Source organism: Mesorhizobium norvegicum (assembly GCF_004919685.1).
GTDB classification, from domain to species: Bacteria; Pseudomonadota; Alphaproteobacteria; order Rhizobiales; family Rhizobiaceae; genus Mesorhizobium; species Mesorhizobium norvegicum.
Window position 1 is genome coordinate 1 of record NZ_SMYZ01000094.1, and the last position, 21678, is coordinate 21678.

The 21678-nt window shown below is 60.5% G+C and carries 20 protein-coding genes and 1 pseudogene; 8 read left to right on the top strand and 13 right to left on the bottom strand.

What is annotated here, in order from left to right; all coding sequences use genetic code 11:
• Positions 1–48 precede the first annotated feature (48 nt).
• The 4 genes and pseudogenes from FCU66_RS34490 to FCU66_RS42955 all read left to right on the top strand — a co-directional run.
• Entirely contained in the window at positions 49–1029 is a 981-nt protein-coding gene (locus FCU66_RS34490; protein WP_136621755.1) for an ABC transporter permease, read from the top strand.
• A gap of 290 nt (positions 1030–1319) precedes the next feature.
• Positions 1320–2498, top strand: coding sequence for a calcium-binding protein (locus tag FCU66_RS34495; RefSeq protein ID WP_168992151.1), 1179 nt, complete (start codon positions 1320–1322; stop codon positions 2496–2498).
• A gap of 140 nt (positions 2499–2638) precedes the next feature.
• The gene (locus FCU66_RS34500; protein WP_136621753.1) at positions 2639–3691 is read left to right on the top strand and encodes a hypothetical protein; all 1053 of its coding nucleotides are present in this window, start codon (positions 2639–2641) and stop codon (positions 3689–3691) included.
• Between the two features lie 44 nt (positions 3692–3735).
• A pseudogene (locus FCU66_RS42955) lies at positions 3736–3837 on the top strand (ABC transporter permease); the annotation flags it as partial.
• Positions 3838–4060: 223 nt separating this feature from the next.
• Here FCU66_RS42955 and FCU66_RS34510 read toward each other — a convergent pair.
• The 7 genes from FCU66_RS34510 to FCU66_RS34540 are packed head-to-tail and all read right to left on the bottom strand — an operon-like array spanning position 4061 to position 10546.
• The gene (locus FCU66_RS34510; protein ID WP_136621752.1) at positions 4061–4822 is read right to left on the bottom strand and encodes an IclR family transcriptional regulator; all 762 of its coding nucleotides are present in this window, start codon (positions 4820–4822) and stop codon (positions 4061–4063) included.
• Positions 4819–5736 (bottom strand): DUF6282 family protein, encoded by a 918-nt coding sequence (locus FCU66_RS34515; RefSeq protein WP_246094160.1) that lies wholly within the window; start codon positions 5734–5736, stop codon positions 4819–4821. Before FCU66_RS34515 ends, FCU66_RS34510 begins: the two co-directional genes overlap by 4 nt.
• Positions 5726–6556 carry an ABC transporter permease gene (locus FCU66_RS34520; protein WP_136621750.1) on the bottom strand — a complete coding sequence of 277 codons (831 nt, stop codon included), beginning with the start codon at positions 6554–6556 and terminating at the stop codon, positions 5726–5728. Before FCU66_RS34520 ends, FCU66_RS34515 begins: the two co-directional genes overlap by 11 nt.
• On the bottom strand, positions 6547–7386 hold the full coding sequence (locus FCU66_RS34525) for an ABC transporter permease (protein ID WP_136621749.1): 840 nt from the start codon (positions 7384–7386) through the stop codon (positions 6547–6549). The genes FCU66_RS34520 and FCU66_RS34525 overlap by 10 nt, the downstream gene beginning before the upstream one ends.
• An 8-nt stretch (positions 7387–7394) precedes the next feature.
• The gene (locus tag FCU66_RS34530) at positions 7395–8477 is read right to left on the bottom strand and encodes an ABC transporter ATP-binding protein (protein ID WP_136621748.1); all 1083 of its coding nucleotides are present in this window, start codon (positions 8475–8477) and stop codon (positions 7395–7397) included.
• Between the two features lie 30 nt (positions 8478–8507).
• A complete protein-coding gene (locus FCU66_RS34535) occupies positions 8508–9530 on the bottom strand; it encodes an ABC transporter substrate-binding protein (RefSeq protein WP_136621747.1) in 1023 nt (340 codons plus the stop codon).
• A gap of 35 nt (positions 9531–9565) precedes the next feature.
• The gene (locus FCU66_RS34540) at positions 9566–10546 is read right to left on the bottom strand and encodes a fumarylacetoacetate hydrolase family protein (protein WP_136621746.1); all 981 of its coding nucleotides are present in this window, start codon (positions 10544–10546) and stop codon (positions 9566–9568) included.
• A gap of 567 nt (positions 10547–11113) precedes the next feature.
• On the opposite strand from FCU66_RS34540, the gene FCU66_RS34545 reads away from it, so the two are divergent.
• A complete protein-coding gene (locus FCU66_RS34545) occupies positions 11114–11296 on the top strand; it encodes a hypothetical protein (protein WP_342778240.1) in 183 nt (60 codons plus the stop codon).
• A 30-nt stretch (positions 11297–11326) separates the two neighbouring features.
• On the opposite strand, the gene FCU66_RS34550 is transcribed toward FCU66_RS34545, so the two are convergent.
• From FCU66_RS34550 to FCU66_RS34565, 4 genes are read right to left on the bottom strand one after another with little or no spacing between them, the layout of a single operon-like run.
• On the bottom strand, positions 11327–11572 hold the full coding sequence (locus FCU66_RS34550; protein WP_136621745.1) for a MoaD/ThiS family protein: 246 nt from the start codon (positions 11570–11572) through the stop codon (positions 11327–11329).
• Positions 11560–13830, bottom strand: a complete 2271-nt coding sequence (locus FCU66_RS34555) for a xanthine dehydrogenase family protein molybdopterin-binding subunit (RefSeq protein WP_136621744.1) — start codon at positions 13828–13830, stop codon at positions 11560–11562. The genes FCU66_RS34550 and FCU66_RS34555 overlap by 13 nt, the downstream gene beginning before the upstream one ends.
• A 1-nt stretch (position 13831) precedes the next feature.
• The gene (locus FCU66_RS34560) at positions 13832–14308 is read right to left on the bottom strand and encodes a (2Fe-2S)-binding protein (protein WP_136621743.1); all 477 of its coding nucleotides are present in this window, start codon (positions 14306–14308) and stop codon (positions 13832–13834) included.
• Positions 14308–15168, bottom strand: a complete 861-nt coding sequence (locus FCU66_RS34565) for an FAD binding domain-containing protein (protein WP_136621742.1) — start codon at positions 15166–15168, stop codon at positions 14308–14310. Before FCU66_RS34565 ends, FCU66_RS34560 begins: the two co-directional genes overlap by 1 nt.
• Before the next feature lie 239 nt (positions 15169–15407).
• On the opposite strand from FCU66_RS34565, the gene FCU66_RS34570 reads away from it, so the two are divergent.
• From FCU66_RS34570 to FCU66_RS34580, 3 genes are read left to right on the top strand one after another with little or no spacing between them, the layout of a single operon-like run.
• Positions 15408–16232 carry an N-formylglutamate amidohydrolase gene (locus FCU66_RS34570; RefSeq protein ID WP_136621741.1) on the top strand — a complete coding sequence of 275 codons (825 nt, stop codon included), beginning with the start codon at positions 15408–15410 and terminating at the stop codon, positions 16230–16232.
• Complete coding sequence (locus FCU66_RS34575) at positions 16229–18097, top strand: flavohemoglobin expression-modulating QEGLA motif protein (RefSeq protein WP_136621740.1); 1869 nt, start codon at positions 16229–16231, stop codon at positions 18095–18097. The genes FCU66_RS34570 and FCU66_RS34575 overlap by 4 nt, the downstream gene beginning before the upstream one ends.
• A gap of 15 nt (positions 18098–18112) precedes the next feature.
• On the top strand, positions 18113–19159 hold the full coding sequence (locus tag FCU66_RS34580) for a glutathione synthetase (RefSeq protein ID WP_136621739.1): 1047 nt from the start codon (positions 18113–18115) through the stop codon (positions 19157–19159).
• A gap of 118 nt (positions 19160–19277) precedes the next feature.
• Here the strand turns inward: FCU66_RS34580 and FCU66_RS34585 are convergent, their stop codons facing one another.
• Together FCU66_RS34585 and FCU66_RS34590 are read right to left on the bottom strand one after the other, a co-directional pair.
• Positions 19278–20132 carry a hypothetical protein gene (locus FCU66_RS34585; RefSeq protein WP_136621738.1) on the bottom strand — a complete coding sequence of 285 codons (855 nt, stop codon included), beginning with the start codon at positions 20130–20132 and terminating at the stop codon, positions 19278–19280.
• Entirely contained in the window at positions 20125–21606 is a 1482-nt protein-coding gene (locus FCU66_RS34590) for a glycosyltransferase (protein WP_136621737.1), read from the bottom strand. The genes FCU66_RS34585 and FCU66_RS34590 overlap by 8 nt, the downstream gene beginning before the upstream one ends.
• Between the last annotated feature and the right edge of the window lie 72 nt (positions 21607–21678).

Genomic DNA, 21678 nt, shown 5'->3' on the forward strand with positions numbered 1-21678 from the left:
AGGGGGGCGCCGTAGAGCACAATCCTCCCAGAACATCGGGCAAACCCCATGAGCACCACCGCGATCCAATCCGTCCCCCTCGGCCGCCGCGTCAAGCGCTTCATGGCCGACCGGCCGCTCATCCCGCTGATCATCCTGCTCGTCATCCTGGTGGTGATCCTGCAGATCCTGCGCCCCGGCATCGTCAACGAGCGCTGGATCGCCAACACCATCAAATTCGCCATTCCCCTGGCGATCCTGGCCGGCTGCCAGACCATGACCATGCTGACCGGCGGCATCGATCTCTCGGTCGGCACGGTGGCGACGATGAGCGCCTTCATCATGGCGACGCAAGTCGTCAACCAGGACCCGGCGGTGGCCTTCCTGCTGGCGATGATGCCGGCGGTGCTGATCGGCCTCGTCAACGGCATCGGCGTCGGCGTCTTCCGCGTCCACCCGCTGATCATGACGCTGGGCACCAGCCTGATCGGCACCGGCTGCCTGCAGGTCTACCAGCGCACGGTGATTGCGTCCGGCGCGAAAATCCCCGACTTCCTCGCCTGGCTCGGCACCGGCGTCACCTACGGCTTCCCCAACGCGCTGCTGCTGTTCATACCGCTGGCCGCCCTCATCGTCTTCACCCTCGCCCGCACCGGCTTCGGCCGCCTGCTCTACGCCGTCGGCGACAATGAGCGCGCAACGCGCCTGTCCGGCGTGCAATACTGGCAGGTTATCACCGCGCTCTATGTCATCTCCAGCGTGCTCGCCGGCATCACCGGCCTCCTCTACATCGGCCTGATCAAGGCGCCATCGCTGTCGCTCGCCGAACCGCTGGTGCTGCCCTCGGTGGCCGCCGCCGTGATCGGCGGCACCTCCATCTTCGGCGGCCGCGGCGGCTACACCGGCACCATCATCGGCGCGCTGATCCTGACCGTGCTGACGACGCTCTTGACCATCCTTCAGATGCCCGAAGGCGCGCGGCGGATCTTGTTCGGGCTGATCGTGCTGTTCGTGACGGCGGCTTATCTGAGGATTGTCGAGGAGCGGTAGGGGCCTTGATGGCCGGCCGGCGGGCTCGCGACAAAATCGTCCACGGCGGGCCTAGCCTGCGAGCTTGCTTCCAGAAGGCGTCAGTAAATAAGCATTCTCTAAATATAGAAGTTGCTTAATATCTGCCACGAGAGATTTTTTCTATCCTTTGTCATGGAATCTTCCCCATTACTACTGGCGGCCAAATAAAACACTGCTAGACTTCTCCTATTGCCGGCAGCGGCAGGGCTCTGACGCCTCGAAAACACCCTTGTCATGGCGCCGTCGTCGAATTGTGGAGGAGAATGAACATGGTAATCAATGGCACGACCGCTGGTGAAACGCTGAACGGCACGTCGGCAGCCGACGTCATTTCCGGCAAGGGCGGAAACGACATCATCTACGGCAATGGAGGCAATGACGTCATCTACGCCTACAGCGTCGGCTACACATCGTTTTATCTCGGCAACGCCCGCATCTGGGGCGGCGGTGGCGACGACAAGATCTATCTGCAGAACTCGAACATCACCAACTATGCCTATGGCGAGCAAGGTAGCGATCAAATCACGGGCCTCGGCGCCAACGACGTCATCGACGGTGGAAGCGATAACGACATCATCGACGGCGGTGGTGGCGCTGACAGCCTCTACGGTGGCACGGGAAATGACGTCATCAAGATGGGCATTGGAAGCTCGACTGCCGCGTCGATCATCGATGGCGGCTATGACGACGACGATATGTATCTCAGCTACAGCGGCAATCTGACCGCCAATGGCGGACAGGGCAATGACGACTTCTTTGTCGGGCAGCCTTGCTTCGGCGGCACGAAATATGATGGCGGAACCGAAACGGACAGGATCGTCGCTACCCAGAGCAATATCCTGATCGGCATCAAATCCATTACCGGTATCGAGCAGATCACCAACACCAGCCTGGAGTTCGGCACCTTCACCGGCGTGAAGATTTCCGCCTATGCGGGATCGGCGCCTCTCGATTTTACGCAGATCGCCCTGGACGGCATCGCCGAAATCCGAGGCTACAGCACCGACAACAACGTCATCTACCTTGCCGGCAAGAACACGAGTGACGCAAGCGGCCTTGGCCGTGCCGATCTCGTCAATGCCGGAGACGGCGACGACATTGTCTATGGCGGCTTTCTCAACGACACGCTCAACGGTGAAAACGGCGACGATACGCTTGCCGGCGGTGCGGGAGATGGCGATCAGATTACCGGCGGCGCCGGCGTCGATACGTTTATCTTCCATTTTGGCGATGGCGCCGACACGATCACCGATCTGTCGCTGGCCACCGCGGGCGAGCATGTCAGCATCGGCGCTTTCGCGGGCGTCGACGATTTCTCCGATCTCGCCGGCCTGATGTCGCAAGTCGGTGCCGATACGGTCATCGATTTCGGCGGCGGCGACACACTTACGCTGGCCGGAATCACAGCGACCGACCTGACTGCGGCGCAGTTCGACTTCTTCTTGTAGGAATGCGCTCCACAGCGACTGACGAAGCGCGGTCGCGGGCCTGAGGCTTCGCTCTATGTTCAGATCACTTGGATTAGCGACAGTCCAATGACTGAACATGGAGTGGCCAAGGAATTGGATCTCAAAGGTTAGTCGCCTTCGTGACTTCACCAACTATATTAGTTGTTGTTGAATTATATTGGACAAGCGCTTTTGGTGCCAGGATAACTATTTTGCCCGGCACTCACCTTCAACCATTGCTTAACTGCCGTGCTTCATTCTGTGAATCGCACGCAAGGCATGTGAAATTCAAGGATCGCTCGATGCAGATCACCTCGGACCTCACCGTTACGATACAGAAGCTGATGTCGGCCAGGAGCGGTTTTGCCGGCGCCAGCCAGCCGACGTTCGTCAAAGCGGGCACAGCGCTGCGGACCGAGGCCCCGGTCATTCGTCCGGGCGCGACCGGCAACGAGGACGGTATCGAATACGATCCGTTCAGCGGCTTCGGCCAGATCTCCAAGACCGATGTGCCGGCGACTTCGTCCACCGGCGCGGCCTCCACGACGACGGTGGACGCCCCCTATATGCGTGCCGGCAAAGCCAATTATGGCGAACTCTATGCTGAGTATACGCGCTTCATCAGCTCGATGGTCGAGGCGGATCGCCAGCACAAGGACTCCACCGTTGCGCGCTATTTCATCCCTGCCGGCGAGACGCGGGAAACGGTGATGGCAATGGAAGAGCATGACTATATGTGGGCCGTCCAGGACGAAATGGAGGCTGCCGCCGACCGCATCCCGCAGGCGCAGACCAACAAGGCGATCAGCAACCAAAGCCTGAGCTACGCCGACGCAAGCAAGATGACTTCCGATGCATTGTTCAGCCTGCAGAAGGCATTGCCGGTTCTGAATGCGGCGTTGGCGCGAACCAGCCCCGAGGCCGTTGAAGCGCGGCTGCAAAGTATCGGCGACGACCCGAAGCTCCAACGTCTCGCGCAGCAGCTGGCCAAGAACGATATTCTCTCCGTCAAGAGCAACCTGCGCTACGTCGACAGGATCGTCAAAGGCATCGAGAGTGGCTTCAACAAGGTTGATGGCGACCTTCTGGTCAAGAATGACCAAGGCCAGTACCAGCTTGGTGATTTCTCGATCTCGTTCAAGGGCCAGGCGATGCTGACCTCCAAGGATACATTCGAAGCGTTCACGGGCTGAGTCCCCTCGCGGCGCCCGTCACCTCGGCGTGAAATCTCCCGGCGCTGACGACCCTGCAAGTGCCCGAGGGGGCAAGGCGGATCTTGCTCGGGCTGATCGTGCTGTTCGTGACGGCGGCTTATTTGCGGATTGTGGAGGAAAGGTAGGGGTGGGTTGAGGTGGATGGCTGCTTTGGGCCGGAAGCGGATCGGCCGGTTATGGTAAGAACATCGAGAATGCAGACTTCAATCCGGTCGGTACGAAGTCTCGAACTGACCTAAGGCGGTCATTCCGTAGATGCGCACGAATCATAGACGTCGCAAAATCGGTTCATGGGCTATGTGAGACATCGCGGACAACCTAGCAGAACGCTGGCCTGCAATCCGCAGCTTATCCGGAACTACCGGACCGCTTGCCAAGCAACTTCGACAAGTCGGCAGAAGCGGCAAGCGCAGTGAGAATCTCGGGGGAGTCGGCTTCCATGGAAAGCGTCTCCTTTCGAGCGATAACGCCCAAGGTAAAGGCAAGGTCGCCATCGGCTCCGAAGATCGGGGCGGCGATGATCCTGAAGCCGACCTCTATCTCTTCGTCGGATGTAGCCCAACCGCGATTGCGTACCTTCTCGATCTCATCTCTCAGATTGTCAGCGCCAACAATCGTCCGGGGGGTGAAACGCTTGAGGGGTTTCGACAGGCAATTGTCCAAAATATCGGTTTTGCCAAATGCCAATAGTATCTTGCCTTGCGCGGATGCATGCAGCGGCAATATCGCACCTGCCTGCGAGGAAATATCTACGACCGCGTCGCCACGGAAGTTTTCGATAACCCTGACATGGTCTTCCTCGATCACGGATAAGACAAGCGAATGGCCGATCTTGTCTCGAAGAAGGCCTAGAAGTGTTCGCATCGCGATGAGCCAAGGCAGGCGGTCGGCGGTCATCTGGCCTAAGAGAAACAAGCGCGAAGTCGCTTGGTATTTTGCCGTATCGCGTACCTGCTCGACATAGTTCAGGCCGGTGAGCGCGACCAGATGGCGATGAACCCTCGCCTTAGGTATACCTGTCGCAATGGCGATATCAGTCACGCCGCGCGGCCCGTTTGAGCCAACCAATTCTTCGAGAATGTGAAAGGCGGATGAGACAGCATCTATCACTTCAATCCGTCCAGTCCGAGCAACGTCTTGCCATTGGTTGATACCATCTTGGTGATGTCATCGTCAGAGTAGCCAAGGTCTATTAATGTGCCAATTGCCAGCCGAATTCCCTCTACCGGAGTGCAATTGTGCGCCTGACCGAGGTCGGAGCCAATGATCGTGCGATCAACCGTTCCATACTCGATCATAGCGCGAAGGTTTTCTGGCTCGTATATCTTGTCCACCTCTTCGCCGAACCACATGCACATGGAGTGCTCGAGATAGGCGCCGAGCTTCGCCAGGGAACGCAAGTCCTCCAGGGAGGCTTCGATGATGTATGTCGGGTGATTAACCAGAAGCCGCTTTACACCCCTCTTCTTTGCCTCTTCAAAGATCAGCCAGATTTCCGAGATGTGGATGTGACCGCCTGAGAGCACCGCGTCATGCGCTGCAATCAGATCGAGTATTTGCTTGAGCTCGTCGCGAAGGTCGCCATTTTCCTTGAACAGCAAGACGGGCTCAGCAGGCAACGACAAGAGGCCGGGCGGCGGAAACTCCTTGCCAGGCGCTGCCTCGTGATTATGACGGATGTTGTTTTGTGAGTGAAAAGTTGGCAGCCACACGATGCGGGCGCCGAGCCGCAAACCGTGATCGACGGCGTGCGGATTGAGACCACCGGTCGGGTTGTTGAGCGGCACCCCCGAAAGAAGCGTCACGCCGTTCGTTTTGATGTGCTTGTTGACCAGTTTCGCGATCGGGGCTGCACAATAGAAATGATCCTTTACGAGCACGGCATCCATGCCGGCGTCGTCCGCCTCCCTAATCGCCTCAATGTGGTCGAGGCGTCGATTCATAATAGATGGGCCGCTATGGCAATGCAGATCGACCGCACCTTTCAAAAGCTTTTCTATGCGCGCAGTGTTTTCAGTGTTCATCATCTTTTCCGTTCGATAGCATTTCGACGATACCCTTCTTGCCCTGCAATAGGACGACGCAGACAAGAACCAGGATCGTAAGCAGCGTCAGCGTCGTGCCGATCGCCGCGATTTTCGGGTCAAGATCCTGACGCAAAGAATTGAACATCCGCTGCGGCAACGTGGTGTATTCGCCGCCTCCAATGAAATTGGTGACGACGATTTCATCAAAAGAGGTGAGGAAGGCGAATAGTAGACTTGCCACCACCGCGCCGGCGATCTGCGGCACAACGACCGTCGTGAAAGCACGAAACGGACCCGCCCCGAGACTCATGGCTGCGTTGAATTGGTTGACGTCGAAATGCCGCAGAGCCGCCGCCATCGTCAGGATAACGAAAGGCATCGCCAGCATTGTATGCGCCAAAACGAGGCCGCTGAACGACCCGTTGAGGCCGAACGGCGCATAGACCACGTAGATGGCGATGCCGAGCACGATCCCCGGGACCATCAGCGGCATCGATAAGAATGCCATCTGAGCTCCCGTCATGACACGGCCCTTGAGCTTAAATCCCAAGGCAACCGCGACGCCGATCGCTGTCGAAAGCGCGGCCGAGGCGAGGCCAATCTTGAGCGAATTCAGCGAAGAGGAAATCCAGATCGGGGAGTTCCATACTGCCTCGTACCATCGAAGGGAAAACCCGGTTGGCGGAAACCGGAGGTAAGCGCTGTCTGACACGGACATCATCGCCACGATGAACGATGGAAAAATGAGGAAGGCGATCGCTACACCGCCGAAAATTCTCAAGGGGAGGCTGCGGCCATGCATGGTTTCTATCGCCATATCGACTGCGCCTTGTTAGCCAGCGCATTGAGAATGGTCAGCGCGACCGCGCTCATGAGAAGCAGCAAAAGCCCCATGCTACTTGCGACTGCCCAATCCGGATAAAGGCTAAGGCTCTTCTCGATGACCATCGAGATGACGGCGCCCTTGCCGCCGCCAAGGACGATCGGAATGATGTAAAAGCCGATCGACAGCATCAGAACCATGATGACTGAAGACAAAAGCCCAGGCAGAGACAGCGGGAAAAATACTGTCCAAAATGCAATAATGGGTTTGGCACCGAGCGATTCCGCGGCGCGGAGATAATCTCGCTTGATGCTTTCCATCGAAGCGAGGAGAGGAAAGACGAAGAAGGGCAGCATGATGTGAACCATGCCAATGGTGGACGCTGCCCTCGTATTCAGGAACGACACGGGGGTCATATCCGGGACCACCATCCGCATGGCGTTCACGAGAAGTCCGTCTCGTTGCAGGATCACCACCCAAGCATACGTACGCACCAGCGTGGACGTCCAGAAAGGGAAAAGAATGAGGAACTTGAGGGTATAGCTCCAGAGCGGTGAGGCCTGACTCACTAGATACGCGAGGGGATAACCAACCAGGGCAGTGATCAACACCACGCTTGTCGTTAGGTAAATCGTGTTCAGCGTTGAGACCCAGAAAATCTGCCCGGTGGCGACGGTGGCAATTGTAGTGAAGCTGAGTTCGCCCTTCACAGTTAGGGCCTGAAGGGCTACCCAGGCGAGCGGCCAATAGCAGAGCACGGCTAGCAGGAGGATCGCCGGACCGAAGAGCAGAAAGTCCTGCTTCGCTAAGGTAAAATTGCCCATCCCGTTTGTCAGCCTTTTGGCACGAGGGTGATATCGGCTGCCTGAAGCGCCAGAAGGATCTCGCCGTCGACAGGCGGCAAGGCCGCAACAACTTTGCTCTGGTTAAGGCAGCGGAACAAAACCTCCTGGCCCTCGAACAAAACCGTGCCGAAGACGGTCTCCCCTTGGAAGAACACTCTCTGCAGGCGCCCCGCCAAAAGCACCGCCCCTGGCGATAGATCCGTCCTGTCCGCAACTACGCTAAGCCTTTCAGGGCGAACAACCATCAGATATTGCCCGTCTTGAAGACCACCGCGCACGTCGAGCGACGTGCCATTTTCCATGAAGGCGGCCGAGTTGCGTACCTGGGCCGGCAGGAAGGCGGCTTCGCCAATAAAATCTGCAACGAATCGGCCATTTGGACGATCGTAGATTTCCTGCGGTGAGCCAATCTGGACGATGCGGCCGCCGCTCATGACTGCAACGCGATCGGAAATCGTCAGCGCCTCGCGTTGATCGTGCGTGACGTAGATGGTGGTGACACCGAACTCGTCGTGAATACGGCGAATCTCAATCAGCATTTCCTCGCGCAACTTCTTGTCGAGTGCCGACAATGGCTCGTCCATCAGCAGAATCGTGGGATCGCTCGCTAGCGCTCTCGCAATGGCCACGCGCTGCTGTTGCCCGCCCGAAAGTTGCGCCGGCATCCTGTCTCCATACTTGTCAAGATGAACAAGCTTTAGGAGTTCCGCCACTTTTCGGTCGATCGTCTGCGCGGCCTCTCTGCGAATGCGCATCGGATAACCGATATTCCGGGCCACGCTCATATGCGGAAAAAGCGCATAGCTCTGGAAGACCATGCCCATCCGGCGACGATGGGGCGGCATACCATTGACCGCCACACCGTCGACTGCGATCGTACCAGTACTGGGCTTGGTGAACCCGGCGATCGACATCAGAACGGTTGTCTTGCCGGAACCCGAAGGTCCCAGCAAGGATATGAATTCTCCGGGCTTTGCTGCGAGCGAGACGTCTTTTAGAACGTCGAGACTTCCGTAAGTCACGCTTATTCTATCGATGTCGAGCACGCTCGGATCGTGCTTCTGCTTCATTATATCGCTCCAGCCAGTGGCGCGGTGGCTTTACTGTACGAGGTTCTGCCAGCGCGCCTGGATGCCGACGATGTTGTCGCCCCAGAACTGCGGATCGAGAAGGACCTGCTTCTTTAGATTTTCCGGCGACGATATTACCTTGGCTGCCTCTTCCCGGGTCAGCTTTCCGGTCTCGAAGGCCTTGACGTTGACGGGTCCGTTGGCCGCATGCTTCGGCAGATTCGCCTGGAGGTCCGGGGAAACGAAGCGTGCAAGTGCTTTCATGGCGAGATCCTTGTTTTTCGCCCCCTTCGGAATGACCAGGCAGTCCGCATTCAGTACGCCGCCTTCTACGACCCAATCGACCGGTGCGCCGGATGCCTTAAGGGTTGCGATCCGGCCGTTCCACGAACTGCCATAGTCGACCTCGTTGTCCATGATAAGATTGGTGGCCTGCGTGCCCGAGGACCACCAAGCCGTAATATTCGGCTTTAGTTCCTCAAGCTTGGCGAAGGCCTTGTCCAGGTCGATCGGATAGACCTTGTCTACGTGCGTACCGTCTGCCATGGCTGCGATCGTTAGTGTTTCGGATGGGAAATTTCCGAGTGAGCGGCGGCCGGGAAAGCCCTTCGTATCGAAGAAGTCCTTCCAGTTCTTGGGCGTTGCTTCCTTGGAATTCGTATTATGCGCGAGTACCACGGAATAGTAGACGAAGCCTATCCAGCTCTTTCCGACGAGGCGCTTGTCGATGCCGTCCGACTTAACGATATTGTAGTCAAGAGGTTCGAAAAGCCCTTCCTTTTCGCCCGCGACGCATTCCTCGGCCGATATATCCACGAGATCCCAACGGACCGACTTACCCTGCACCTGCAGCCTTATGTCGGCAAGCCCGGTCGAGAGGTTGTCTTCGGCGATTGTGATGCCAAGCTCCTTTGCCGTGGGCTCGAAAAAGGAAGCGCGTAACGCATCTTGGTAGCTGCCGCCCCATGCCGCGACCGTAATGGAATCGGCGTGAGCGACTGCTGTCATAGCCAGCGGCGAAAGGGCCGCCACAAACATCATCTTTTTCAGCATGCGAGTGTTCCCTTTTTTGAATGATTTTTGAATGATTAAAGTCTTACGACGCCGTTTGTCAGTGCACCTATCTTTTCGATTTTCACCGTGACGGACGTGCATCCTCTATTCATGTCCGTGGCTACCTGAGGTTTGTCACCGGTCTCCCCGGCCGGGTCGGAAGCCGTCCCCATGGAGATCACATCGCCTGGATTGATCGTCTGATAGTGAGAGGCGAAAGAGAGGACCTCCTTGGAAGAATGGGTAAGGTTACGAGTATTGTCGGCATAGGCGAGTTCTGATCCCATCCAGCATTCAACGGCCAGGGAATGAGGGTCGGGGATCTCGTCGGCCGTCACGATCCACGGCCCCATCGGCGCAAAAGTATCTGCACCCTTGTACCTGCCGGGATAGGAGGCATAGCTTTCGACGATCTTGAAAGAGCCGTTTTCCGCAATTGTCGCTTCGCGGTAGTGAAACGTGTCTTCCTCACGCATAGTCGCCGACGTGACATCGTTGTGGATCGTGTATCCGAAGATGGCGGCACTCGCTTCTTCGACGCTCGCGTTCTTCAGCTTGCGTGAGACAACAACGGCGAGCTCCGGCTCTGGATAGGTGATCCCGTGATCCGGGCGCAGTTCGATCGCCTGACCTAATCCGATCAGGGCAGACGACGGCTTGTTGAAGAGAGCGGGATTTTTTGGACCTTTGACGATGTCCTTGGCGAAAGCTGTATTGTTGTTTGCGACGCAAACGATTTTTGGATTGGCTAGAGGCGGCATCCACTGGACGTCGTTGAGGTCGATCGTAGCAAGTTCCTTTTGTGCATCGACCGCTGCTGCCGTTGCCGCAAGCAGCGCCACATCTTCGCCGCAGGCTTTGATGAATGCCGCGAGCCCGAAAGAGTCTACAGCGTTCGCCACTTCTCGTTGCGCGATTTGCCGAAGGACGACCCCAAGCTCAACAAAAATTCCCTCCCTCGTACTGGCGACCACTAGCACCTGCGCGACGTTTTTCTTCACCGATCCCAATTTCATTTGTCTCTCCTAGCGATACAGCGTATCATCTAGTGTTATGCTCGCAGCGTAGGCCATGCTTGTCAAGGGCCAAGTTCAGCGGCGGTCGGCTCACTCGCCCTGTACGACTGGGGCCAGTTAATCTGGCCCTGCGGCGCGAACGCGTGGATCGGGCCGGAAATAGAATCACCTAGTTACGGGGTGTTCGTGCGCACGCCGGTGCCTCGATAATCGAAATTCTGAAGCAAACGATCAGCTAGAGATCGGTTCGTGAAAAAGCGCTACTTACGAAGCGCGGGTCGAATAGTGGTCCGGCCTGGCAGCGCGCACGGACGAAACGAGTCTGGCGCGCGACCCTTCAGGAATGTTGTCGTTATTTTCGATACGCGACGGTCCTGATAGCGATTCCGTAGATCCGGAGATGGCGCGACCGCGGCCTGCAGCGTGGTCAACCGCAATGTCTGCTTCCTGGTGGGGTAAAGTTCGCCTCTATGGCCGACATCGGGCGCAAAGCAGACCTCCAGGGCGGATGCCATTTCTGCGCGCGCGGAATCGAACGGGGTCTGGTCGGGTGTCGCGGCTCGGTCGATGTCGTTGCTGGCGCCGGCGGCACTTCCATCTTCCGCGGCTGCACCGGCACCCATCATCGGCGCGCTTATCCTGACCGTGCTGACTACCCTGCAAATGCCCGAGGGGGCAAAGCGGATATTGTTCGGCCTGATCGTGCTGTTCGTGACGGCGGCTTGTTTGCGGATTGTGGAGGAGCGGTAGGCTAGGCGCTGAGTCGGGCGGGCTGTCCGCTTACCCCCCAGCCAGCCTCGGCAGCAGAAAGATCTCCGCCCCCTCCGGCAGCTTCTTCGACCACGTATCCCGATAGATCGTCCCGTCGATGGCGACGGCGATGCCTTGGTCGATCCAGGGTTCGAGGCCGGGATACTGTTCAGCCAGCTTCCTGAACAGCTCCCTTATGTCCTTGGCCTCGATCTCGACCTTGCTGTTGCCTCCGGCGGTCGCGGCGAGCGAGCCCCAGAGCGTTACTTCGACCATTCCCGTACCGCCTCGATCGCCGCCAGGATGCGCGGCGGCGACATCGGGATATGCGTCATCCGCACGCCCGCGGCGTTCGACACCGCATTGGCGATCGCCGCCAGCGGCGGCACGATCGACGTCTCGCCGACCCCGCGCACCCCGTAAGGATGGTTGGGGTTGGGGATCTCGAGGATCTGCGTGTCGATCATCGGCAGGTCCGAGCAGACCGGGATGCGGTAGTCGAGGAAGCCCGGGTTCTGCAGCCGCCCGTCCTTGCCGTAGATATACTCCTCGTTGAGGGCCCAGCCGATGCCTTGCGCAGCACCGCCCTGGTACTGTCCCTCGACATAGGTCGGGTGCACCGCCTTGCCGGCATCCTGCACGACCGTGTAGCGCAGGACCCTGGTGGCGCCGGTCTCGGGATCGACCTCGATATCGCAGATATGGGTGGCGAAGGAGACGCCCGCGCCATCGGCGACGAGCTCGCTGTGGCCGGCGATCGGTCCGCCGGTCTTGCCCGACTCGACCGCGATCTCCTTCAGCGACAGCTTGCCGAGATTGCCGTGCTTCTCGCCCTTGGCAATCGCGTGGCCCTTTTCCCAGACCACGTCGTCGACGGCAATGTCCCACATCTGCGCGGCGCGCTCGCGCAGGATCTTGATCGCGTTGCGGGCGGCCGAGATCGTGGCCATTGACGAGGAGAAGGTGCCACGGCTGCCGTCCGTCATGTCGTTATAGCCGAGGCTGGACGTATCGGCGACGATCGCCTTGACCTGGGCGTAGTCGATGCCGAGCTCCTCCGCCGCCACCAGCGACAGCGAGGCGCGCGAACCACCGACATCGACCGTGCCGACGGCAAGCGAGACCGAGCCGTCCATGCCGATGTTGAGGTCGGTGCAGGTCTGGCCGCCAAAATTGAACCAGAAGCCGCAAGCCATGCCCCGGCCCTGGTTCTTGCCCAGTGGCGCCTTCATGTGCGGATGGCTCTTCACCGCCTCGAGCGTCGGGCCGATGCCGATCGGGCCGTAGACCGGGCCGTAGGAGGACCGTGTGCCTTCCTGCGCGGCGTTCCTGATGCGGAAGTCGACCGGATCCATGCCGATCTTCTTGGCCAGCTCGTCGACCGCGCTTTCCACCGCGAAGGCCGCCATCGGCGCCGAGGGCGCGCGATAGGCCGCGGTCTTCGGCCGGTTGACCAGCACTTCGTAGCCGACCGTCTTGACGTTATCGAGCTTGTAGCAGGCGAACGCCGTCATCGCGCCGATCTCGGCCCACGAGCCGGCATACGGGCCGCAGCTGTAGCGCAGCGTCGCTTCGGCGGCGGTGATCGTACCGTCCTTGCGGGCGCCGATCTTGACGTCGATAGAGGTGGCGCTGGTCGGGCCCGAGGCGCGGAACACCTCGTCACGGGTCATCACCAGCTTCACCGGCCGTCCGGCTTTGCGCGACAGTGCCAGCGCCACCGGCTCGGCCCAGACATGGGTCTTGCCGCCAAAACCGCCGCCGATCTCCGAGGAGGTGACGCGCAGTTTCGAGGCTTCCATGCCAAGCAGCTGGGCGCAATGCTGGCGGTAGACGAAATGCCCTTGTGTGCAGACCCAGAGGTCGGCGGTGCCGTCGGAGCTGAAATTCGCCACGCAGGCATGCGGCTCGATATAGCCCTGGTGCGTCTGCTCGGTCTTGAAGGAGCGCTCGACGATGAAGTCGGCGTGCCCGAAACCCTGATGGACATCGCCATGGCCAAACTGGCTGCGCTTGGTGACGTTGGAGGGTTTTACCGGCTTTTCCTCGAGGCCCTCGGTGAAGATGGTATCATTGATCAAGGGCGCCGTGTGCTTCGCCGCCTCGTCGACATCGGTGACATGCGGCAAAAGCTCGTACTCGACCTCGATGAGCTTCAGCGCCTGCCTGGCCGTGCGGGCGTCGACAGCGGCGACCGCCGCCACCGCGTGGCCGTCATAGAGCGCCTTCGTGCGCGCCATGCAATTGTCGAGGACGTCGTACATGGCGGCATCGCCATCGGTGAGGTCCGGCAGGTCGGCCGCGGTGATCACCGCCTTCACGCCGGCGAGCTTTTCAGCCTTGGACGTGTCGATCTTGACGATCCTGGCGTGAGCGTGCGGGCTGCGCAAAATGCGTCCGACCAGCTGGCCGGCCATGTTGAAGTCGGCGCCGTAGCGGGCGCGGCCCGTCACCTTGTCGATGCCGTCGGGACGGATCGGACGCGTGCCGACGGAGGTGAATTTACGCCCGGAAAAACGTGGATCGAAATTCATCTCAGGCTCCCTTCATCACGATGGCCGCGTCCTGGACGGCGCGCACGATCTTGTCGTAGCCGGTGCAGCGGCAGAGGTTCCCAGCGAGGCCGAAACGGATTTCCTCCTCGGTCGGGTCGGGGTTCTTGGCCAAAAGGTCCTTGGCTGCGATCAGGAAGCCCGGCGTGCAGATGCCGCATTGCAGCGCTGCATGCTCAAGGAACTTCTGCTGCAGCGGATGCAGCCTGTCGCCATGCGCCATGCCCTCGATGGTCTCGACGCGCCGTCCTTCAGTCTCCGCGCCGAGCACCAGGCACGAGCACACCAGCCGGTCGTCGAGGATGACGCTGCAGGCGCCGCAGTCGCCGGTGCCGCAGCCTTCCTTGGCGCCCGTCAGTCCCAGGCGATCGCGCAGGACATCGAGCAGCGTCTCGTCCGCCTGGCACAGGAACTCGACGGTGTCGCCGTTGATTGTCGTTGAAACTGCTACACCAGCCATCATTTGCCTCCTGCACGTGCATAGGCGGTCGTCGCGGCCCGCTTGGCCAGCACGCCCGCAACTTTCCTCCGGAATTCAATAGTGCCGCGCTTGTCGTCGATGGGACGACAGGCCCCCGCGCAGACCTTGGCAAGCCGCTCCAGCGTCGCCTCGTCCAGCCTGGAGCCGATGAGCACCTGCGCGGCCTCTTCGACCAGAAGCACCGTCGCCGCCACGGCGCCCAGCGCCACGCGGGCCGATTTGACGACACCGTGCTCATCGAGCGTCAGGTTCACGCCGGCGCTGACCACCGCGATATCCATCTCCGTGCGTGGAATGAAACGCAGATACGCATCACCCGACCGCGGCGCGCGCTTGTCGAGCAGGATCGCCTCGATGATCTCGCCTTTGGCGAGCGACGTCTTGCCCGGCCCGGTCGGCACGCTTTGCACAGGAATCGTGCGCCTGCCCGCCGGCCCGACGACCACTGCTCTGGCGCCGGCCGCAACCAGCGCCGGCACGCTGTCGGCGGCCGGCGAGGCGTTGCAGAGATTGCCTGTTATGGTACAGCGTCCCTGCACCTGCTTCGAGCCGATCAGCTTGGCCGCCTCGACGACGCCAGGCCATGCCTTCTTCAGGGCAGCGCTCTCTCCCAGGACGGCGCAGGGGACAGCGGCGCCGATGCTGAAGCCGTCTCCCGTTTCCCTGATCTCGCTCAAGCCGTCGATCGCCTTGATGTCGACGATCAGGTCGGGTTCGATGAAGCCGCCTTTCATCCTTACCAGGAGGTCGCTGCCTCCCGCGAGAATTGCTGATGTACCGGACGAGCCGGCCAGCTGGCCAACGGCATCTTCCATTGAAAGCGGACGTATGTAGCGCATCGTCTCCCCTTGATCATCGCGATTTCAGCGACCGTTATAAACAGTCTCCTCATAATGACCATCCGGTTCCGCATCGCGGCATTGAGCCAGGCGCCCAACCTGAATTGGCGTACGCCGTGCGAACCGGAAATCGCTGAGAAAGCCCAGCTTGGAGCAAATTCCTGGTTTCCTCAAGGGTGTAAAACGTTAGGCTTGCGTGGCGAACCGGAACCGTCCGCCCTCTCCGCGCATTTCAGTGGATCGTGAACAAGCCCATTTTCAACACCACTTCGAACGGGTCAGCGGCAGGCTGGACAATCAAGCGCGGTCAATCGCCCGTCATTGGCACGGCGATCCACAGCGGCTGCGATGTCGGGTCCGTCTGCCAATCGCTCCTGGCCATCTCCAACGCCGACCGGCTGCGGGAGGAGGACCCCTTCACCGAACAGTTTATCGCCGACTTCCCGACCCAAATCATCGTTCATCGATCGCGCTTTCAAGTCGATCTGAACCGGGCGCGCGAGGCTGCGATCTATCTGTCGCCGGACCAGTCCTGGGGCCTGAATGTCTGGCGAGAGCCACCCGTCGAGGAAATCGTAGCCGAGTCCCTCGCCTTTCATGACGCGTTCTATGCCGAGCTCAAGCGTGTCCTCGTCGATGTCGAAAAACGCTACGGCAGGTTCGTCCTTATCGACGTCCACAGCTACAACCACCGGCGCGAAGGGCCGCAAGGCGTGCCTGCGTCTCAAGATGGCGCGCCCGATATCAATATCGGCACATTCTCGATGGACCGCGAGCGCTGGGCACCAGTCGTCGACGCTTTCATCGAGGCGCTTCGCGGCCAGCGTCTCAACGGCGAGCCGATCGACGTGCGCGAGAACGTGTCCTTCCAGGGCAAGGGCGAACAGACCCGCTTCGTCCATGCCAATTTTCCACAAACCGGGTGTGCCATCGCGGTCGAGTTCAAGAAGATCTTCATGGACGAATGGAGCGGCGAACCCGACTGGGGCACAATCGAGCGGCTGCGCGCCATACTGGCATCGACCGTGCCCGTCCTGGTTGAGGCGCTGCGGGCCATGCGATGAAGCCGAAGCTCGTCGAGCCGATGTCTCCTTTGGCGCTGATCGAAGCGGATCTGGACGCGCTTTTCCGGGACGGCAAGCCGATCCGCCGCGAATTCGGCAACGGCAACCGTCTGCACCTGGATCGGCCGCTGCCCTTTCTGTGTGTGCATGTCGGGTCGCATCAGGATGCGGCATTCCATGCCGTCTCCGCCAACGCGTCCTATCTGATCGCGGCCGACATCGACCTTGCCGGCGAGGTTGCACGGCTGGTGGCGCGAAGGATCCGCGACCACTGCGGCGCATTCCTCATGCTGGATATCGGCGAGTTGGCAGAAGACCGCTTCCTGACGGAGGATGTTCCGTTCCTGCCGCCTTTCGAGATTGCGCTGGCTTGCGGCAACACGGCGGCGGAGAAGGCCGCACTGAAGCGCTTCGCCAATGCTGCGTCGGCACGCGAAGCAAAATATCGCACGCCGCGTGTGGACGAGCTCAACCCCACGACATCAGCCGAAGCAAGGCTCTGGCATGATCCCGGTGACGTGGCGTGCCTGAGGGTGCGCTTCGCACCGATCTACAGGGTGCCGGGCACCAGGCGCGTCTACCCCGAACTCCAAGACCTCGTCGTCGCCAATATGGTCGATTCCTCGCTGCAGGCTGTCAGCGCCTTCCTGAAGGCATCAGGCCTGGAACAGCCGGCGACCCATCGTGCCCTGGGGCGCCGCGCCTATATCGACGCGGTCGTGCGCGCCGACCGGGCGCTCGACAATGTCGCGTCGACGTTCGATTTTCTACTTGCCGTCACACCGATCAACGCCGAACCAGCCTGGCGGGAATTCCAGGCAGGCGCTTTCGAGCGTGTGCCCGCCCTGCTCTACCGGCCGCTCGAATTCGAGGTTGCCGACCAGAAGCGCAAGCTCTATGCGGTCTCGCTCGATCATCTGGAAGATACGCTCCTGACCCGGCTGCTCTCCGAAAAGCAGCAGGAGCTCGACCTCCAGCTGTCGATGCTCGCGGCACGCGAAACGCCGCGTTTCGTCGAACTCGGACGAGCCCTCTATGGCAGCGTCGAGCCGAGCCTGGCGGCAAGGGCGCGCACCATTCTCGAAAGGCTGCCGCGGGCTGCCTCGGTGGCCCGGCAGAAGGGCCTCGATGCCGACGCCGTTGCCGCCGCCGCGCGCGACATGATCGCCGGATACCGGGCCGCCTACCCCGATTTCGATGCTTCCGTGGAGATCCGCGGCGACCTTCCGGCTGGCCTCCTGGTCTCGCGAAACCGATTGTTGGTTTCGCGCGATACCAGCCTTCCGCCGGAGCGTCTTACCGCGCTGCTCAGTCACGAGATCGGTGTTCATCTGCTGACCTATTTCAACGGCGATGCGCAGGGGCTCGCCATCTTCCGCAACGGGCTCGCCGGCTATGAGGGTATGCAGGAGGGACTGGCCGTGCTGGCGGAATATCTGGTCGGCGGCATGACCGCGGCGCGTTTGCGGCTGATCGCGGCCAGGGTCATCGCGTGTCAGGCGATGCTCGACGCCGCAACCTTCGAGGAGGCCTTCCACCTTCTCCACAGCGATTTCGGTCTCGATGATCACGGCGCCTTCAACGTCGCCCTGCGCGTCTATCGAGGCGGTGGCCTTGCCAAAGACGCCATCTATCTGCGCGGCCTGGTGCAGATCCTCGATCATCTCAAGGATGGCGGCAGCCTCACTCCGTTCTGGATCGGCAAGATTTCCGCCGCGCATTTCGGCGCGATCCAGGAACTCAACGCGCGCGGCCTGCTGCGGGCGCCGCGCCTCGAACCTGCGTTTCTCTCTTCCGACGCAGCCCGTCCGCGCCTCAAGAAAGCAATGGCGGGAATTGATCCGATCGATATGGTTGAAACCTGAGCGGGGGGCTCCTGAATGCGCATTGCGTTCTTTGTCAATTCCATTGAGAGCGAGACGCCCGGCTACACGACGACGGCGTTGGCGCTGGTTGCAGTCCAGCGCGGCCATTCTGTCGTCTATGTCGAGCCAGGCGACTTCATACTGCGTGCCGATGACAGTCTGGCCGTCAGCGTCGCGGTTCTGCCGGATGCTCCCTACAAGACATCGGACAGGCTGCATGCTGCCCTGAGGGACGCCGCGATGCAGAAAAAGACCTTGGCGATCGGCGATGTCGACATTGTGTTTCTGCGCAACGACCCGTCGCTGGACATCACCGATCGACCATGGGCCGCCAATGCAGGTATCATGTTCGGGCGGCTGGCGGCAGAACGCGGCGTGATTGTCGTCAACGATCCGGACGGCCTGGGGCAGGCACAGAGCAAGCTCTACCTTCAGTCTTTCCCCGAGGCGGTCAGGCCGGCGACCCTGATATCGCGCAGCATTACCGAGATCCGTGCATTCATAGACAAACACCCGAAGGGCTGCATCGTCAAACCTCTGCAAGGGTCGGGTGGCAAGAACGTCTTCCATATTGCGACGCCTGCCGATTCCAACGTCAACCAGATTTTCGAGGCCGCCAGCGGTGCCGGCTATCTTATCGCTCAGGCCTATATTCCGGAGGCCAAGGCCGGCGACGTGCGTCTTTTCCTGATGAACGGCCTGCCGCTGATGCGCGACGGCAGTTATGCCGCCTTCCGCCGCGTCCCGGCCAAGGGCGACGTCCGCTCCAACATCCACGCCGCCGGAACCGCCCGCAAGGTCAAGGTGACGGACACGATGTTGGGCATTGCCGAGATGGTGCGCCCCAAATTGATCGGCGACGGCATGTTCCTGGTTGGGCTCGACATCGTCGGCGACAAACTTCTGGAGATCAACGTCTTCACGCCAGGCGGGCTGACCCGGCTCGCCGCCATGTACACGACGGATTTTGCCACAAGTGTCGTCGTTGCGCTGGAGGAGAAGCTGAAGCTGCGCCAAGCCTATGGGAAGACAATACCGAATTCGCAGTTGGCGACGCTTTGATCACTTTCACTGACGATTTCTTTGTCGGGCAGCCCTGCTTTGGCGGCACGAAATATGACCGAAACGGACAGGATCGTCGCTGTTCAGCAGCGGACCCCTGACCGCGCCACCCCACCCCTCACCAAAACCCGACCAGCGACCTCAGCATCGCCTTGGCGCCCGCCGCCTGCCTGCAGGTTTTGCGAAACCCAGGCCGTCCCGTTGCGCCAAGCACATCGTCGTCGACGGCGCGCAGGATGGTGCTCGCATTGCGCCATCCGATCCTGGCAAGGGCCGATGCCAGTTCCGCACGGGCGGAATCGAATGGGGTCTGGTCAGGCGTCGGGGTCGCGGCCCGCTCGATGTCATTGCTGGCGCCGAGCGCGTGCCGTGGAATGTCCACGCTGCAACGGACGTCGAACGGCGAGGAGCGGCCAAGAAAATGCGAGATGACATGCAGAGAGAAGGCCGGTTCTGAAACGAGCTGCTCATAGCAGACGAAATGCACCGGCGCGCCGGTGCGGCGAAGCGCATCCATGGCGAAGTAGAACTGGTTCCAGTAATCGGCTGGCGATTGGAACCTGTATTCCATCCGCTTCGGCTCCGTGAAATCCTGCCTTACCTCGAACGGCTTGCTGAGAAACGAGCCGAGATTCCCGTTCGGCTTGAAAATCGTATTGTTCCTCGCAAGGCGGTACCACGACAGGATCTGGCTGACGGGATCCTTGCTCATGACGATGATGGGCAAGTCCCCATGTTCTATGTCGCGCCCGTTCATGAGCGCCGGAAAAACCCCGTGCTTCCAGAACCCCTGATCGAAGACGACTGGTACCCCCAGATAGCGTTCGAGCAGATATTTCGCGAGATTTGTGCCTGATCTCGGCACCCCCATGACCCGGACGGCGGCATCGCCGGGCTGCGTCAGCGCTGCGCGGAGCGGCGGCGCCTTCATGGTTCTCATTCCACCCATCGAAAACATCGGCTGTTCACCCATTGATTTGCTCCGACTGCTGCCTTGCCTCGATGACCATGAGATTGGGCGCCATGGGATCGGACGCCATGAAATCCGGGGCCACGGGACCCGGCCCGCGCGGACGGCACCCTGCCTCGCTCGAACCGAGCGCCGCGACATGGTCGACGATAGCCGCGAAAAAATCGCGCTCGCGGATCGGACGGTACCGCGACGCGATCACCTCACGCAGTTCGCCAAGCCACGCCGGATCCGTGCAGGCCTTGGCGACCGCCGCGCACCATGCCTCGACATCGCGCGCCGGAAGTGTCGGCATCAGGCCTTGCGTCGCCTCCGCCAGGGACGGCGCATCCGAGATGAGGACCGGCAGTCCGAAATCGAGGCACTCGGCTGCGCCCAGGCCCCAGCCCTCCACGGCGGACGGGTAGACGCTGAACTCGGCGTCCCGATAGAGCTCCGCAAGCTGCCGGTCGCTGAGATTGGAGCGGAATTGAACATGCTCGCCAAGCTCCGGATGCTGCGCCATGAAGGCAACCAGCTCTTCATACATCCACCCCCATCGGCCGCACAGCACGAGCGTCGGCAACCGGTCACCCAAGAGAGGCAGGAGTCGATGCCAGACCTTGAGGAGAAGGATGTGGTTTTTCCTGATCTCGATTGTCGAGCAGTACAGAACGGACTTGCGGCCCTGGCTCGGCCTTTCGACGGGCATCCCTCGATCGGCGACGCCCTCCTTGAGAAACGCACCGGGCGGCGCAACCGCGACATTCGGAACCCGGCCGGTATTGGAGGTCCTCGCATGGCATCTCACCCTGTCGGCGGTGTACTTCGACACGCAGACGAGCAGATGCGAATTTTCAAGCTGCCACGCCGTGTTGCGGACGAAACCGCGCGCGTGATGAGGACCTACGAATTGCGGGAAGTCGATCGGGATGAGGTCGTGCATCAGGGTGAAGATGCCGCTCCTGGCTTTTTGTACGACCTTCCTCGAGGCAAGTTCGTGCACGCTCGCGCTCGAAAGAAAGCATATGGCGCCCTCGTCTTTCAGCGGATCTTTCGAATCCAGCCGGCTGGGGCGCAGGGCTGACTTCATGATCTTGAAAAGGCGAATGGCCGTCTTGGACAGCTGAAACTTGAGCCCGCGCCGCTTCTCGCTGCCCGAGAGGAAGATCGCTGCCACGCGATCGAACTCGCGCCCGAAGGCGAAGGGTGCTGCCCGCATGATCGACAGCACTTTCCACAGGCGGGCGGGATAGGAACTCTCCTCCCCTTCGACGGGCTGCGGCAGTTCGCCGTCAACCAGCTGCCTGAGATAGCGGAGCTCCGCTTCGTCAAGCATTTGACCCCGGCCCCACGCATCCACCGTGAAGAAGCCAATCGGCGAGGCCTTCCATCGAAGCGCCTGACGAATAAGTGCCGTTTCCACGCGAGGGATGCCGACTGGCGGGTGAGGCCCCCAGCGGAGCGGCAGGGTGGCATCGATATACAGCTTTTTCAACTATTTACCCTTAGTATTGCATTTGATGCTGTTATGGCTGTTCTTCCATCAGAACAGAAAATACGCTGATCG

Excerpts from the sequence above, each read along its gene's own strand:
- FCU66_RS34490 (WP_136621755.1), top strand. The coding sequence starts at position 49 with ATGAGCACCACCGCGATCCAATCCGTCCCCCTCGGCCGCCGCGTCAAG.
- FCU66_RS34495 (WP_168992151.1), top strand. The coding sequence starts at position 1,320 with ATGGTAATCAATGGCACGACCGCTGGTGAAACGCTGAACGGCACGTCG.
- FCU66_RS34515 (WP_246094160.1), bottom strand. The coding sequence starts at position 5,736 with ATGAACACTGAAAACACTGCGCGCATAGAAAAGCTTTTGAAAGGTGCG.
- FCU66_RS34520 (WP_136621750.1), bottom strand. The coding sequence starts at position 6,556 with ATGGCGATAGAAACCATGCATGGCCGCAGCCTCCCCTTGAGAATTTTC.
- FCU66_RS34525 (WP_136621749.1), bottom strand. The coding sequence starts at position 7,386 with ATGGGCAATTTTACCTTAGCGAAGCAGGACTTTCTGCTCTTCGGTCCG.
- FCU66_RS34530 (WP_136621748.1), bottom strand. The coding sequence starts at position 8,477 with ATGAAGCAGAAGCACGATCCGAGCGTGCTCGACATCGATAGAATAAGC.
- FCU66_RS34535 (WP_136621747.1), bottom strand. The coding sequence starts at position 9,530 with ATGCTGAAAAAGATGATGTTTGTGGCGGCCCTTTCGCCGCTGGCTATG.
- FCU66_RS34540 (WP_136621746.1), bottom strand. The coding sequence starts at position 10,546 with ATGAAATTGGGATCGGTGAAGAAAAACGTCGCGCAGGTGCTAGTGGTC.
- FCU66_RS34545 (WP_342778240.1), top strand. The coding sequence starts at position 11,114 with ATGTCGTTGCTGGCGCCGGCGGCACTTCCATCTTCCGCGGCTGCACCG.
- FCU66_RS34550 (WP_136621745.1), bottom strand. The coding sequence starts at position 11,572 with ATGGTCGAAGTAACGCTCTGGGGCTCGCTCGCCGCGACCGCCGGAGGC.
- FCU66_RS34555 (WP_136621744.1), bottom strand. The coding sequence starts at position 13,830 with ATGAATTTCGATCCACGTTTTTCCGGGCGTAAATTCACCTCCGTCGGC.
- FCU66_RS34560 (WP_136621743.1), bottom strand. The coding sequence starts at position 14,308 with ATGGCTGGTGTAGCAGTTTCAACGACAATCAACGGCGACACCGTCGAG.
- FCU66_RS34565 (WP_136621742.1), bottom strand. The coding sequence starts at position 15,168 with ATGCGCTACATACGTCCGCTTTCAATGGAAGATGCCGTTGGCCAGCTG.
- FCU66_RS34575 (WP_136621740.1), top strand. The coding sequence starts at position 16,229 with ATGAAGCCGAAGCTCGTCGAGCCGATGTCTCCTTTGGCGCTGATCGAA.
- FCU66_RS34580 (WP_136621739.1), top strand. The coding sequence starts at position 18,113 with ATGCGCATTGCGTTCTTTGTCAATTCCATTGAGAGCGAGACGCCCGGC.
- FCU66_RS34585 (WP_136621738.1), bottom strand. The coding sequence starts at position 20,132 with ATGGGTGAACAGCCGATGTTTTCGATGGGTGGAATGAGAACCATGAAG.